Below are 14,832 nucleotides of genomic sequence, written 5' to 3' on the forward strand. Positions count from 1 at the left end.
TTTTGTCGTGAATTAATTTTTATAATGAAATGCTTAGTCCAAGTGAATATGACTTGTACAACGGATATGTCCAACTATTTCCAATTCCCTCAGGATCAAAATTAAATTTTCCCAATTTATCAAAAGTCAAAACATTGTATCCGGATATAGATAATCTTAGCTTATTCAAATTAATTTTATCCAAGACTTCTTTGGGCAAACTATAACCAATTGAAAAGTTTTTAAGCCTTACATACCCCGCCTTTTTCAACCAAAAATCAGAATTCCTACCGTGCATATAAGAATTTGTATTGGTCGAAAGAGGAAATTGTGCATTTGGGTTGTCAGGGGTCCATCGGTCATTGAACAAGAATTTATATGAATTCCAAACATAATTAAGGCTTGGGACCCTCATATTTGAACTAAAATTAATATTGAAATCAGATGCCCCTTGCCATAGCATACTGGCATCGAAACCTTTATACTCAAAACTGGTATTAATACCGAACATAATTTCTGGGGTACCTCCTTTACCAATTACTTCTTGATCCCGCCAATCTATTTTCTTATCTCCATTTACATCAACATATTTAATCATACCAGGCTGCAAGGTGGCATTATTGTTTAAGTCATAATCTATTTCACTATTATCAATTTCTTCTTGGGTTTGAAATAGTCCATCCGTTAGATAACCGAAGGTTCTATTTACCCAATTTCCTGTTCTTTTTTGCTGTCTTTCCTCATCTGGGTCGGTGAACTCCTGTTCTGTCCAATCTTCATATTTCGCCCTAGACCTTGAAATATTGGCACTAATAGAATATTTAAATTCATTATTGTAATTCTTATGATTCAAGACTAGTTCAAATCCCCTATTTGAAAGACTATTGATATTTTCTTGTGGTAAGCTTGCTCCAAATGTATTAGGTAATATTGAAGTTCTTCTACCTAAGACACCATCTCTCAAACGATAAAAATAATCGAATTCGAAACCTAATTTTCCATTCCAAAAATTACCTTCTATTGCAGCATTGTACGTATAAATATCTTCCCATGTTATTGCTGGGTTGGAAATGCCATTGTCACGGATGGTTTTAATTGCCGAATTACCAAAGGCATATTGAGAATTGAAACTATAGGTAGACAAATATTGATAACCACCTACACTATCATCACCATCATATCCAGTATGGCTGAAGGTGGCCTTGACTTTTAGGTTGTTGATAAATGAAAGCCTATCCTTGACAAAATTCTCTTCTGATATTCTCCAGCCCAATAACAGACTTGGAAATAATCCCCATCTATAATCCTTAGAAAACCTTGATGAGGCATCATATCTAATTGTTGATTCAAGGAGATATTTGGATTTATAAGAATAGTTTATTCTTCCCGCATAACTCATTCTACTATCTTCACCAGCACTGCCATTGGTACTCATATTCTCACTGGAACCCGCAAAATTTTGATCGATTCCTCCAGAAATAAACCCATCTTTATATGCAGTAAACCAATTGGATTTATTGTCTATGACTTCACTCACTATCAAACCTTTAATGTTATGATCCAAAAATGAATTTTCATATTCTAAAAATCCTTGCAACGTTAGCTGTCTGGACCTACTGTTGCTTTCTGTCAAACTATATATTCCACCAGTAGCCGCAACCGTATAATTATCGTTCAATCTGTCGTAATTATATGTTGAATATGGTTTTGTCCACTTTTTTCCATAAGTTTCATCCCCAACATAATTGCCCCTAACCTTAAATGATAAGCCCTCTACAAATGGAGTGTTGTATTTCAAAGTCAAGGCTGCAGTATTATATTTTCTGTCTGAATCATTATATCCCGATAAATCCCGATTGGTCTTTATTAATGGCTGATGAGAACTTCTTCCTACCCAAGGTGTTTTGGTCGGATCAGGGTAAGAAGCTGGAAATCTATTTGTAGTAGTTCCTAAAGTTTGAAAAATATCATGGCTTGAAAATGGAACATCATTATTATCAGTTATGCGCGATGCAAGATCTACTCCTACAGACAAATCTTTTGAAATATTCACATCCACATTTGACCTAAGATTATACCTTTTAAACTTTACACCACCGGCTTTATATATCCCATCCTGCTGCATATGCCCAACTGACAAGAAATATTTAACGTTATCCTTACCTCCTTGAACGTTCAAATTATGGTTTTGCATTGGGGACCATTTTTGAATTACTTCATCATACCATTTGGTGTTAGGGTAATCAGGATCGGTTCCATTCTTAAATAATTGAATTTCTTCATCACTATAAGTTATTGGTGCAGAACCGTTAAATTCAAAAACTTCATTCTGTATGATAGCATATTCCCATGAATCAACAAATTCCGGATAGACCGTTGGCGCCTGTACTGAATATGAAGTGTTAAAATTAATCGAAGGCGCCCCTTCCCTACCTCTGTGGGTAGTAATCAAAATAACACCGTTACCAGCTCGTGATCCGTATATGGCTGCCGCGGCATCCTTTAAAACAGAAAATGATTTAATCTCTTCTGGATCAATATTATTATAATTATCTTGTTCGATTCCATCCACTATTATGAGAGGATTGCCAAATCCACGTATGCTAACACTAGGGTTAGAACCAGGTTTACCTTCAGATTGTTTACTAATTATCCCCGGTAAGGTACCTGCCAAAGATTGTCCAATTGAAGCAACAGGAACGCGAGTAAGTTCATCAGTGGATATTGTTGAAACCGAACCTGTTAAGTTTACTTTTTTCTGCGACCCATAACCTACCACAACCACCTCATCAAGGGAGGAGCTATCTTCTTGTAAATTAATATTAAGTGTAGTTTGTTCTTCAATTTCAACCTCTTTTGTCTTGTATCCTAAATATGATACTACAATTATCGACTCAGGGTCAATAATTTTTAAACTAAACTTACCGTCAAAATCAGTTTGAGTTCCATTTGTGGTTCCTTTTTCTATGATACTGGCGCCAGGTAAAGGAACACCTTCTTGATCAGTAACGGTACCGTTTATCTGAAATTGAAGTACTGGCCGCACTTCCTCTGGCTCTGTTCCTGTATCTTCTCTATGAGGCTTTATTCGTTTTGTTAGGTGAATTAACTTATCGGAGCTAGCTATTGCGTAATCAGTTTCTGTATTCCGAAAAATACGTTCCAATATTGTTGAAATCAGTTCCTTTTTTACTTTGAGGGTAATGGCACGTTCCAAATCAACGTTGTCCGTGATATACACAAATCTAAACTCTGTAGTGCTTTCGATTTTGTCTATAAATTGCGCTATGGTTACATTCTCCAGGTCAAGTGTAATTTTGGTTCGTTGTGAATACGAATTGGCCTGCATGGTAAACATGGCGACAAAAAAAATAAACAGGGTACTGATTTTCATCTTTAAGTCATATTTCAATAAGGAACAGAACCCTTCTGTTCTTGCACAAAGATTTTTCATACTTTTATAGTGTAAATTAGGTGGTTAATCATTTTTGATCGATCACAAATGTTAATCGGGAAATGTTAGCGCATTTTCCGATTTTTTTTCACATTACCTCCAACTATACTAAGGCGCCGACCCGCCGATCTTGATCCATTTAGTCAAGATTGGTTTTAATGAAAAGGCTAAGGCTAGTATACACTGGCAATGTTTTATTTAAAAGTGATCTAGGATATTCAATTATTTTACGGTTATGGCATAGGCATTAGGTTTTTAGGGTTGTATTTGGCTATATTTTTCTTTTTATTTAATGGTTATTGTACTTCCATTTATTTCATATTGTATCCCGTGATAAGTACTTAAATTCTCGAATATTCTATCTATAGTCACTGTGCCAAAACTGGCATTAAATCGTTGCCTTGACAATTCTTTATTATTATTGATGATGGTAACATTATAATGTCTTTCCAATTTTTTGAGCATATTGTCAAAAAGCATATTTCTAAAAACAGATTCTCCCTTCATCCAAGAGGTATAAACCTCTGTTATTACAGCCTCTTTTGTGATCTCTTTGTACTTTCTATCAAAATTTGCCTTATACCCGGGTTCTAACATTGTAATGGTTCCGCTGGAATCTACATCAACTTGGGGGTACAGACCTACAGATCCCTCAATAAGAACAATTTCGGATATATCATCTTCAGGATAGGCATGTACATTGAATTTTGTTCCGAACACCTGAACGTTGAGGTTGTGTGTATGCACTATAAATGGATGTAGGGAATCCTTGGATACCTCTAAAAAGGCCTCACCATATACATATACCTGTCTGTCTATGCCTTTAATGAATTGAGTGGGGAACTTTATGGAGGATCCTGCATTTAAGTGTGCTTTGGTACCATCCGACAATTGAAGCTCAAATGTCTTACCATAAGGAACGGTAATTATATTGTAGATCAGCTCCTTGGAAATGTTTTTTGTTTTTTCGTAAATCAACTGCTTGTTCGTCCCCTTACCAATAACTTGTCCCCTTTTATTCACGACAGCGATGTCCTTGGTTTCTTCCAAGACCTTTATGGTGCCATCCTCCAATTCTAGAGTGATTGCATTCAAGGGGGTAGAATTCACCAAGCTTTCATCTACTTGCAAAAAAATATAGCCTATGACCCACAAGCCAATGAAGACTGCAGCAACAGACCCACCAATATTCCTTACTCGAATTCTTGCAGATGTCTTTATTTGTTTGTTGATGCCTGTCCACATAGTTTCTTTTATTTGGGTTTTATACAATTCATTCTCAAAACAAACCTCTTTGGTATTGGCCGCTAACCTTTGCTGAAATCTTTCAAGGGTAAGTTGTTCTTCTTTGGTTAAAGCACCTTTGATGGATTTTTCCATTAATATTCGGAACTCTTTTTCTTGCATAACTTAGAACTCTGTTTAAATAAGAACCGTACTAGTTCAAAAACTCACACATCATTTATATTTTTAACTTTTATTTAACATATGATGATGTGAAAAATCATTCTTGTTGTACCTTCCTGAAATGGGAAGTTGAATGAAAAAGTGAATCAATTATTGAATAAGGTAAAATAGTAGTAGCGTCAAATTGTGCCGTACCAATCGGATCGCTCTTGAGAGTTGATTTTCGACGGATCTTTTAGAAATACCAAGATATAAGGCTATTTCCTCATTGCTATATTGCTCCATTCGGCTCAACTCGAAAATCTGTCTGCAGCGAAGGGGAAGTACGTTCAAAGATTGTCTGATTCGTTGTTGTGTTTCTTCCAAATCATAATGTTTCGTTATTTCAGGTTCAGAAGCTGATTGTATGGATTCTATAACATTTAACTGAAGCCGATCAAATTTTTTATCCCTATAATATTTAAAACAGCCATTTTGTACAGCCCTAAAGATATAAGCTTCGAAATTTCGAATATCAGAAGAATCCCTTTGCTGCCATAATTTGATCCAAACCTCCTGAACAATATCTTGGGCAACATTTTCGTCAACAACAATTGATTTGGCATTGATAAACATCGGCTCCCAATACAATTCAAATAACTTACGGAACGCCTTTCTATTACCTTTCCCAAACTGGATTAAGAGCAATTTATTGGTTTCTGTTTTTTTGGACGACATAGGTAGCTTTGTTAAATTATGAAAGAATTGTTTTGAAAAATATTATTTATTTAATAAGCAACACATATAAATTACTTCATTTGTTGGAATCTTAACATTACGGTAAAATCCGAGGTTGGAAACAGAAAATTTATTGATTTAATTTTTATTGGAGATCAACGAATAGATATCTTATCTGGCATGCATTTCCTTTACTGTGTACAATGTGCTCATCACTATTACATATCTCCCAAGGGGTTAGTAAGATCTCCCAAAATGTCTAACAATATCTTACTTAGTTCTTTGTTGCTCCTTATTAGTTCTCCCATTAAACGAATCGTTTACAGCAGCTTCCAATGAATAGGATATCTACCTTCCCCGACGCCAAAACATCACGTTCCAATCTAAAAGCTGATTAACTACTTCCCTATATAAGGTATACCCGACAAAATAAATTCAAATTTGGTATCTGGAAAATGTTGATTAAAATAAGTCATTAAACTATTTCGCCATCCTCCATCATGGGTAATTGAGTCTCCCAAAAAGGCAATATGCCCCTGCTTATTAATATCAAACCGCAATCTGCTGTTTTGTTGGCCTACACCCATATTATGGTAATTTAAAGCATTGGACGGAGCATCCTGTAAACTATGGTATTTAATAAAATTGGCCACGTATTGAGGGGATTCCAAAATAATATGGTGACCGTTAGAGCCTTCTTTGGACTGTGAGCAAGCAACGACAGTGGCTGTACCTCCCAATTCTATATAGCGCTTTACAAGTATCATTGTATTTTCTTTATAAGGTACAGTCTTATCTTGTAGGCCTATCATATGCAGTATTGGAACTTTGGCTTTAGCCAAAGCCTCAAGATTATCAATGGGGTTGTTAGTATAAGCCATGGCTTCCTCATCTGAGTTAAAACCATAGACTTTTTTTAATCTATTCCAATCATTAATACTATGTTTACCATTTTGGCCCATGGGCCAACTTTTGAAATCACAAACAGGAGAATCGGCATAAATGCAAGCTACCTTTTCTGGATTGCGTTTGGCCCAGGAATAAATAAAAAGACCACCACGGCTAACACCTACCAAAGCAACTTTTTTGGATAATTTATATTCTTGGGTGATATAATCGTAAAGATTGTCCCATGCCCTCATTGCGGTCGGACCGCCGTATTCGTTATTGGTATTGATATAGACCAAATGAAAGCCTTCTGATACCAAAATACTATCTGCCACAGTTTGATAGTTAGGGAAGCGAGCCCGCCATAGCCAAGGGTTTCCTACAATAGCTTTTTTGGGTTTAACTATATAGGCGTTCTTTCCTTCAATAAGCAATTTTTCTTTTATGAAACCCTTCCAAGTCGAGGCTTCATTTTTTACTTGTACCTTTTGACTCATTGCGAAGCAAGAAGTTAAAATAAAACCTATGGATAATATCTTAATTTTCATTTCTATATTATTTTTTAATTACAAACTATTGGATATTCTTCGATTTCTTATTAATGAACAGTGCATATAGAAAGACTATAAAAAAAGAGGATAGGGGAACATAAAAAGCTAAATTAATACTATCGGTAACATCGGAAACCAATCCTTGTAATGGAGTGAGGACCGCACCTCCCAGAATAGCCATTACAAGTCCCGAACTAGCAATTTTAGTATCTTCTCCCAATCCGGAAATTGCCAATCCATAAATAGTTGGATACATTAAGGACATACATCCTGAAATTAACACCAAAGCATATACCCCAGCCAGACCACCAACGTAGATAACACAAATGGTAGCCAATATTGCAATTAATGAAAGAACAGCGAGCAAAACATAAGGTCTAAAAAAATTCATTAGAACAGTGCAAACAAATCTAGAGATCATAAAAAGAATCAGAGAAGCTAAATAATAAGTTGATGCCTGCTCTTCGTTTAATTGAAGTTCGTGCATTACATACCTTATTGTAAAGGACCAAACTCCAATTTGTGCTCCGACGTAAAAAAATTGAGCTATTATTCCTGACAGATAATCTTTGTTCTTTACAAGTCTTTTTACCGCTGAAACAACTTTAAAATCCTGTACGGCATCTGATCCCTTGGACATTTTTACAAAATAAATTAACACCCAAAGTAAAATTAATACTAAAGCTAAGGCTACGTACGGTCCCATAACTGCATCTAATTCTTCTGATTGGATGATATCCAACTCTTGTGCACTCATTAAACCCCTTTCATCCGCACTTGCTGAATTTAAATGTGAGAGAATATATACTTTGCCCAATACGATGCCCAATATGGATCCGATAGGATTGAATGATTGCGCCAAATTCAATCGCCTTGTAGCCGATTCCTCAGGGCCCATTGCAATAATATACGGATTTGCAGTTGTTTCCAATATGGCCAAGCCACTAGCCAATATAAAAAGAGCACTAAGAAAATGACTATATTGCATGCTAATACTAGCTGGATAAAACAATAATGAGCCTACAATAAAAAGCCCTAGACCTACTAAAACCCCTGATTTGTATGTGTACCTCTTTATAAATATTGCTGCAGGAATAGCCAAACAAAAATATGATCCGTAAAAAGCAACCTGTATCCAAGAGGTCTCAAAATCGGTCATGCCCATAATCCTTTTAAAAGCCGCCAATAGGATATCGGTCATATTATTGGATAAGCCCCAAACAAAAAAAAGACTTGTAATCAAAATAAATGGTAGCTTCGAAAATTTTTGGGTTTCGCTCATTTGTGGAATTAAATTATATTTTTTTTATCATACCCGATTATCTAACTAAACAATTAGGTCCTATAGGTTCGAAAGTCTTGTAGGAAACAACGTATTCCTGATGCCCCAATTCTTCAGAGGCCGTAGGTATACCAGAAGCGGTCTCTATTATTTTATCATAGATTTCCTCCGAAACTTCTTGCAAGGTCACCTTAGATTCCATAACCTTACCTGCATTAATATCCATATCGGCCGACATTTTTCGGAAGGTATCGGGATTCGCACATATTTTGATTACAGGGGAAATCGCAGATCCAACTACGGAGCCCCGTCCAGTTGTAAATAGTATAATATGACATCCCGAAGCGATAAGTTCCGTGATTTCCATATTATCGTTAATATTTGGAAACCCAAACCTGGGTTCTCCGTCGGGCACAACATCCAAGAGATAAAGTCCGGGGAAATTAGGCACATCACCAGGTTTTATCAATCCTGAAATTTCCGCACTACCACTCTTACTATAGGCTCCCAAACTTTTTTCCTCAATGGTACTTAAGCCTCCATCGGCATTGCCCTGAGCAAAACTGCCATGTCCCATAATGGTATAGTACCGTGCTGCTTTATTCAAACAATGCTCTATTTCCGTACCCAAATTTTTACTTTTGGCTCTAGCTACAATGTCTTCTAGACAACCGATCATTTCGCCGGTTTCCTCAAATATCGCAGTGGCTTGATTTTTAACCAATTTATCAAAGGTCAATCCAACTGCAGGATTGGCGGTTATACCACTAGTTGCATCGGAACCTCCGCAAATGGTACCAATTACTAAATCCTTTAGCTCTATTTTAACCCTTTTGGTCTTTACCATCTCTGAAATGATGGATTGTAGCCAAGATTGGCCCTTTTCTATTGATTTGGCCGTACCCCCACAACTTTGAATGACCACAGTTTCTACTGGCCGTCCAGAGGCTTCAATATCTCTTGCCAATTTGGTTCTATTGAAGCTTTCACATCCTAATGACACCAATAAAACAGCTCCTACGTTTGGATGTGTGCATAGTTGGGTCATAATTTTACTTGCATGGTTGTTGGGGTAACATCCACCAAACCCTACAACCTGAACCCCATCCTTTTTATAAGGCTGTGCTATTTCCGTTGAAACGAAATGAGCACATTCTACCAAGTAGGCAACTAATATTACATTTCGGATTCCCTTACGGCCATCCTTTCTCTCATATCCCAATAATTCCGCATGACTATTATACATCTGTCCCTTTATCAATTATATAAGTTGGTATAAAATCGCTTTTTATGTTATGTACATGCACATGTTCCCCTCTTTTAATATCGCGTAAAGCACTTCCAATGGCTACATTAAACTTTACGATAGCCTCTCCAAAGGCAATATCCCTTGAGGCGATTTTATGCCCTAATGCAATGAATTCTTTGATTAGGTAATTCTCACTTCCCAATTGAAGCACTTCTCCGGATTCGATATCACGACAAACGACCAAAACGTTGTCTTTATCCGAGAGCTGAATTAATTTCTTAAAACTTTCCATACTTCAAATATGCTTTTTGTGGGTCTTCCCCATCCAATATTGCAGTTCTTACCAGATTCTCGGTCCGCAATACTTCTTCGGTTTTGGTTATGACTTCTTCTGCAATATTTTCTGGAATTATTACCACCCCATCTCGATCCGCTAGTACATAATCGCCGGAATTAATAATAACATTGTCAATTTCTATGGGTTCTTCAAAACTCTCTGCAGTCCATCTACCCACCACATCCACTGGTGTACAATACTTACAAAACACCTTAAATCCAATTTTTGTGATAAAATCGGAGTCCCTACAGCCGCCATCTACTATATAGCCACGAATTCCCCGTAATTGTAAAGTTTCCGAAGACAATTCTCCCATATGGGCCAAAGTATGATCGTTGGGCTGGCACATAATTACACTTTCTTTAGGCGCTCTTGAAAGTAAAGCCGTCCAATGCAATAATGTATCATGAGGCTCCAAGGTTTCATCATATCTCCCACTCACCGTATACACCTGGCCAGACAGTTTATTGGAAACATCAAGAGCTTTTAACTGATTTGATAAAGTTTGATTAGGGTATCCCAAAGCCCTAAGTACGTCATAAACAGCTCCAGTGTAACAATTTTCCAAGCGATCTGCCAGAGATAGGCCTTCTTCATTTAATTTTTTCGTCATGTATTCTTATTTTTTAAAAACTTCGATTTCGGCAAATGAAGCCTTACCACCCATCTTAACCGTTGATTTTGAAATGAACTTAATATACCTAGCCTCCTTAGCTTCCTTAAATGGGACTACTTGCCGTATGGGATTGTTCTCTATATTTTGAAACGAACCCACTGCTACAGGAGTATTCCATTGTTTTCCATCTTTGCTTACATAAAATTCATATTCAAAAATAACCCCTTCTTTTTCTCCATCTTGCCGAGGTAGATACCCGAAGGCATTGATATGTTTATTTTCTCCCATATCAAGAATTATATTATGCTCTGGAGCCAAACCTTCTACAACAAAAAAACTATCGGGATTATTATCAATAAGACTAAGTGCTTGCTCTGTGCTTCTGCCATCTACGGAAACAACTTGCCATTTATTTCTAGATATACCAAATCTTTCCGTAAAAATACTGGTTGCCATACCAGTTTCTTCATTTCTGGCATAATAATACACTTGTCCACCATCTGAAAAATTTACGGGTTCGGTAAACTGGATAAAGCTGGACATCTCTGTTTTCTCCTCAAAGGAATAATAAATATCTATGCCTTCCTTCTGATTGAAAAACAGATTTCCTTCCAGATCCATTGACGCAACTGGATCATCCAATAGTGCAGGTGCATCAAAGATTCCAAGATTTGATATAGTTATACATGGCGCATCAGTAAGGAAGGTCACCCTAACTTTACTTGTTTTTACGGAATCAAAACGAAGAATTCTTTTATAGCCTATGGTTGTACCCTTTGCTATGGTTTTATATGATTTACCATCCTCAATTTCCAATTTAAATTCATGCACTCTTTGCCCTAAAGCTATGGCTTCCTGAAGAAGCAATCTATTAAATGATGTTTCTTTGTCAAAATCTACAATCAAGGTAGCGCTTTGAACACTATCATTTGTAGCCCAAAAACTTTTAAAATCGCTATCAATTGTTTTGGCAGGGGAATACTCTTTATGACCTCCCCTGAAATCCGTAGCAGAAACGGTGGCACTCTTAGCCAGGTTTACTGCAAATTCCAGATCCATTTGCTTCTTAAAGTTTAATAGGGCATTTTTATCTTCTTCGCGTATCTTTCCAGACGGAGCAATAGCCAATCCCAAATCTAAAGTAGTACCCCTACCTATAGAGGTGTAATAAAGATCAACCAAATTTTTCAAGCTTCTTGGTTGTTTCCCTGTGTGATAATACCATGCCTTTGGCCAAGACAAAGTAGTATTGGTTTCTGCAGGAATCCATTGATCACCGTTTTTCTCACCAGTTCCCAATTTTTTTTGGTCTTCGCGGCTAGTGGTACCAGGAATTTTTCCATTGGTACTAATCGTATTCCAATTGGTCTCACTCGCAATTCCAGCCTCATTACCCACCCAGCGTATTCCCGGACCTACATCGCTGAAAATAACTGCTTTGGGTTGATGCTTTTTAACAATTGAGAAAATACTATCATATCCATAGTAGGAGTTCCGGTCAATACTTCTTTTTTCATTTGCCCCACCATAGTATCCGGTACCCCCATTGGCCCCATCAATCCAGAATTCAAAAATTTCACCATATTCCGTCATTAATTCTTCCAATTGATTGTAATAATAGCTAACATATTCTGGCTTCCCATAATTGGAATGGTTTCTATCCCAAGGTGATAAATACACCCCTAATTTTAATCCATACTTCTTACATGACTTTGACAAATCGGCCAAAACATCTCCTTTTCCATTTTTCCATGGTGTGGCAGCAACCGAATAATTGGTGTATTTACTGGGCCATAAGCAAAAACCATCATGATGTTTCGCTACCAGTATCAGCCCTTTCATACCTGCTTCACTAGCAACATGCGCCCATTGATCGGTATCTAAATCCGAAGGGTTAAACACGTTAGGATCTACATCGCCATATGCCCACTCCTGTTCGGTATAGGTATTTAGTCCATAACAGACCAAACTAAAATATTCCATTTCATGCCAATTCAATTGATGGCTCGAAGGCAGTGCACCATAGGGTTCCGGATCTTTTATATGATTGACACATGAAGCCAGTGTTACAGTTAACATGGTTAGGCAAGTGTTTCGTAAACATGTATTTAATAATTCTATCATCTATGTCCAATTTATGTAAAATCATCTTCAAATTTGTTGTATACAAAACTAAATTACCCTTATGGAAAAATCCATCACTGTATTTCCAATTTATATAACTATATTAGCTTAAAAATGATTTTTATGATATATATATCATTAATATAATAACATATTTATTAAATTAAAGGTATGAAACCACATCTCATTGAAGTACCTGAAAGATCCGAATATTCTTTTCAAGTGTTGGACTACAACAGGCCATATTTCCATAACCCCATTCATTTTCACTCAGCCCTGGAACTAACCTTGATTACAGGAGGTGAAGGCACAAGGTTTGTTGGCGACAGTATTGAAAATTTTTTTGAAGGTGATTTGGTGCTGCTGGGGTCTAATCTTCCACACCAATGGAGAAATACGATTGCTCCAAAAAGCTTAAAACCAAAGACTCGCTCCACAGCTATAGTAGTGCATTTTAAAGAAAATTGCTTTGGCCATACGTTCTTTCTTAAACCAGAGGCTCAAAAGATTCATGAACTTTTACAAGATGCAAAAAGAGGATTAAAGATTTATGGGAATTTGCGACTGGAAATTTCCAATAAAATGAAGGGTCTGATTAATAAAAATGGGTTTCAACGAACACTGGCCTTTCTTGAAATACTCCATTTAATTTCAAATAGTAACCAACAAGAACCATTGTCCAGTATATCATATCGTATACAGAATAAAGACTCTAAAATAGAGAAGCTGGATGCCATTCATGAATATATTTTTCAGAACCTTACCGTCAAAGTTTCCTTATCAGAAATTTCTTCGAAATTCCATATGAGCAGAACCGGTTTTTGTCGGTATTTTAAAATGCATACCCAAAAGACTTTTTCAAGATTCGTTCTAGAAGCCCGTATAAGCATGGCTTGTCAGTTACTGCATGAAAATAAATTGAATATCACCCAAATTGCCTATGAAAGTGGTTTTAATACAGTGTCCTTTTTCTGTAGGGAGTTCAAAAAAATTAAAGGTACAACACCTTTAGATTATAAAAAACAAGTACTACACAGTATTTTTTAGTTTCAGAAAATCAATTGGACTTACTATAATAAGATAAGAGTGTATTGGCTGTTTAAATTAACTTTGAAACATGTCAAGAGAAAAAAGGAATTACAGTGTAGAGTTTAAGGAAAAAGCCGTGGAACTGAGCTATGCCCGTGGCAGTGTTGTGGAGATATGTAGGGAACTGGACATCCCCACTTCGGTACTGAGCCGATGGCGAAGGGAATCCCAGGATTATGGAAAAAACAGTTTTCCGGGAAAGGGCAACCCAAAATTGACCGATGAACAGAAGGAGATTGCGGATTGAAGAAAAAATTAAGGGATACCGAGATTGAACGCGATATCCTAAAAAAGGGAATAGCCATCTTCTCCTAGGGCGACAGGAAAAATATAGGTTCATAAAACACCATAAATTCAAATTTCCAGTTGGGAGGATGTGCAAAATGTTCAATGTAAGTAAAAGCGGGTATTATAATTGGTTGGTCAGGGGGCCATCCAAGAGGTGGCGCGAGAACGAGGCCATATCATTGGCTATCCGTGATATTTTCAAAGATAGCTTTGAGAGCTATGGGGCACCCAGGATCAAAGTGGAACTGCTGAAAAAAGGGCATCGTGTCAGATCAATCCCAAAAGTTGTGTGTGAATTACAAAAAGATATGCCTGACCAGCTCAAGTTAGTGTTCTGTTCATTTTTTGCATCGCCCAAATGCGCAGCATTCATTGAATACCATTAAAAATCAATAGACCAGCCGATGAATAAAAAACGACCAGGGCCGAATAACCAAGGTACGGTGTACCTTGGTTAGGAGGAGCCAGCTGTAGCCATGGCCAAGCTGATTTTAAATTTCTTTAGATCTACACACTTTCCACGGCCCCGGCGTCCAGGCCGCTTTCACTTGGGTGAAATGCTCTATGGACGCCTTCCACCTTCCAATGTGAAAACCACTTGATTTAAGACGAAATCGAAGATTCACGAAAACCTATAAAAAACCTGTCTGCCGACAAAGGCAGGCCTTTCTGCCGACAAAGGCAGGCCTGTCTGCCGAAGGCAGGCAATAATAACCACTTAAGTAAATTGAAAATAGGCCGGTCCTTACGTTGCGCCAACCTTCATGTGGGGATAAGTCATTTCCGTTATTAAAAACCTTTGGGCATTGCCCTCAAGGTCTATGGTTTGGTCGTTCTTCTTCCGTCGTGGA

The 14,832-nt window shown here is 37.1% G+C and carries 10 protein-coding genes and 1 pseudogene; 2 read left to right on the forward strand and 9 right to left on the reverse strand.

Going from position 1 to position 14,832, the window contains the following annotated elements; translation table 11 throughout:
* Positions 1–19: 19 nt before the first annotated feature.
* The 9 genes from C7972_RS22980 to C7972_RS23020 all read right to left on the reverse strand — a co-directional run bounded on the left by C7972_RS22980 (position 20) and on the right by C7972_RS23020 (position 12,559).
* Positions 20–3,433 (reverse strand): TonB-dependent receptor, encoded by a 3,414-nt coding sequence (locus C7972_RS22980; protein ID WP_110358509.1) that lies wholly within the window; start codon positions 3,431–3,433, stop codon positions 20–22.
* Between the two features lie 285 nt (positions 3,434–3,718).
* On the reverse strand, positions 3,719–4,840 hold the full coding sequence (locus tag C7972_RS22985; protein ID WP_110358510.1) for a FecR family protein: 1,122 nt from the start codon (positions 4,838–4,840) through the stop codon (positions 3,719–3,721).
* Between the two features lie 150 nt (positions 4,841–4,990).
* Entirely contained in the window at positions 4,991–5,557 is a 567-nt protein-coding gene (locus C7972_RS22990) for an RNA polymerase sigma-70 factor (RefSeq protein WP_110358511.1), read from the reverse strand.
* A gap of 398 nt (positions 5,558–5,955) precedes the next feature.
* Positions 5,956–6,993 carry a prolyl oligopeptidase family serine peptidase gene (locus tag C7972_RS22995; RefSeq protein ID WP_110358512.1) on the reverse strand — a complete coding sequence of 346 codons (1,038 nt, stop codon included), beginning with the start codon at positions 6,991–6,993 and terminating at the stop codon, positions 5,956–5,958.
* A gap of 25 nt (positions 6,994–7,018) precedes the next feature.
* The gene (gene fucP / locus C7972_RS23000; RefSeq protein WP_110358513.1) at positions 7,019–8,278 is read right to left on the reverse strand and encodes an L-fucose:H+ symporter permease; all 1,260 of its coding nucleotides are present in this window, start codon (positions 8,276–8,278) and stop codon (positions 7,019–7,021) included.
* Between the two features lie 37 nt (positions 8,279–8,315).
* Positions 8,316–9,524 carry a UxaA family hydrolase gene (locus C7972_RS23005; RefSeq protein WP_110358514.1) on the reverse strand — a complete coding sequence of 403 codons (1,209 nt, stop codon included), beginning with the start codon at positions 9,522–9,524 and terminating at the stop codon, positions 8,316–8,318.
* Positions 9,517–9,819: a UxaA family hydrolase gene (locus tag C7972_RS23010; protein ID WP_110358515.1), complete on the reverse strand. Its 303-nt coding sequence runs from the start codon at positions 9,817–9,819 to the stop codon at positions 9,517–9,519. Before C7972_RS23010 ends, C7972_RS23005 begins: the two co-directional genes overlap by 8 nt.
* Entirely contained in the window at positions 9,806–10,477 is a 672-nt protein-coding gene (locus tag C7972_RS23015) for an RraA family protein (protein ID WP_110358516.1), read from the reverse strand. Before C7972_RS23015 ends, C7972_RS23010 begins: the two co-directional genes overlap by 14 nt.
* 6 nt (positions 10,478–10,483) lie before the next feature.
* Positions 10,484–12,559 (reverse strand): alpha-L-fucosidase, encoded by a 2,076-nt coding sequence (locus C7972_RS23020; protein WP_181422979.1) that lies wholly within the window; start codon positions 12,557–12,559, stop codon positions 10,484–10,486.
* A 216-nt stretch (positions 12,560–12,775) separates the two neighbouring features.
* On the opposite strand from C7972_RS23020, the gene C7972_RS23025 reads away from it, so the two are divergent.
* Together C7972_RS23025 and C7972_RS24250 are read left to right on the forward strand one after the other, a co-directional pair.
* On the forward strand, positions 12,776–13,651 hold the full coding sequence (locus tag C7972_RS23025) for an AraC family transcriptional regulator (protein WP_110358518.1): 876 nt from the start codon (positions 12,776–12,778) through the stop codon (positions 13,649–13,651).
* Positions 13,652–13,721: 70 nt separating this feature from the next.
* A pseudogene (locus C7972_RS24250) lies at positions 13,722–14,268 on the forward strand (transposase); the annotation flags it as partial.
* Positions 14,269–14,832: the final 564 nt, after the last annotated feature.

The organism is Arenibacter sp. ARW7G5Y1 (assembly GCF_003201775.1).
In the GTDB taxonomy this organism is placed as follows: domain Bacteria; phylum Bacteroidota; class Bacteroidia; order Flavobacteriales; family Flavobacteriaceae; genus Arenibacter.

Bases quoted from the DNA above. Each gene is read 5' to 3' on its own strand.
- C7972_RS22980 (WP_110358509.1), bottom strand. From the start codon at position 3,433: ATGAAAAATCTTTGTGCAAGAACAGAAGGGTTCTGTTCCTTATTGAAA.
- C7972_RS22985 (WP_110358510.1), bottom strand. From the start codon at position 4,840: ATGCAAGAAAAAGAGTTCCGAATATTAATGGAAAAATCCATCAAAGGT.
- C7972_RS22990 (WP_110358511.1), bottom strand. From the start codon at position 5,557: ATGTCGTCCAAAAAAACAGAAACCAATAAATTGCTCTTAATCCAGTTT.
- C7972_RS22995 (WP_110358512.1), bottom strand. From the start codon at position 6,993: ATGAAAATTAAGATATTATCCATAGGTTTTATTTTAACTTCTTGCTTC.
- fucP (WP_110358513.1), bottom strand. From the start codon at position 8,278: ATGAGCGAAACCCAAAAATTTTCGAAGCTACCATTTATTTTGATTACA.
- C7972_RS23005 (WP_110358514.1), bottom strand. From the start codon at position 9,524: ATGTATAATAGTCATGCGGAATTATTGGGATATGAGAGAAAGGATGGC.
- C7972_RS23010 (WP_110358515.1), bottom strand. From the start codon at position 9,819: ATGGAAAGTTTTAAGAAATTAATTCAGCTCTCGGATAAAGACAACGTT.
- C7972_RS23015 (WP_110358516.1), bottom strand. From the start codon at position 10,477: ATGACGAAAAAATTAAATGAAGAAGGCCTATCTCTGGCAGATCGCTTG.
- C7972_RS23020 (WP_181422979.1), bottom strand. From the start codon at position 12,559: ATGTTAACTGTAACACTGGCTTCATGTGTCAATCATATAAAAGATCCG.
- C7972_RS23025 (WP_110358518.1), top strand. From the start codon at position 12,776: ATGAAACCACATCTCATTGAAGTACCTGAAAGATCCGAATATTCTTTT.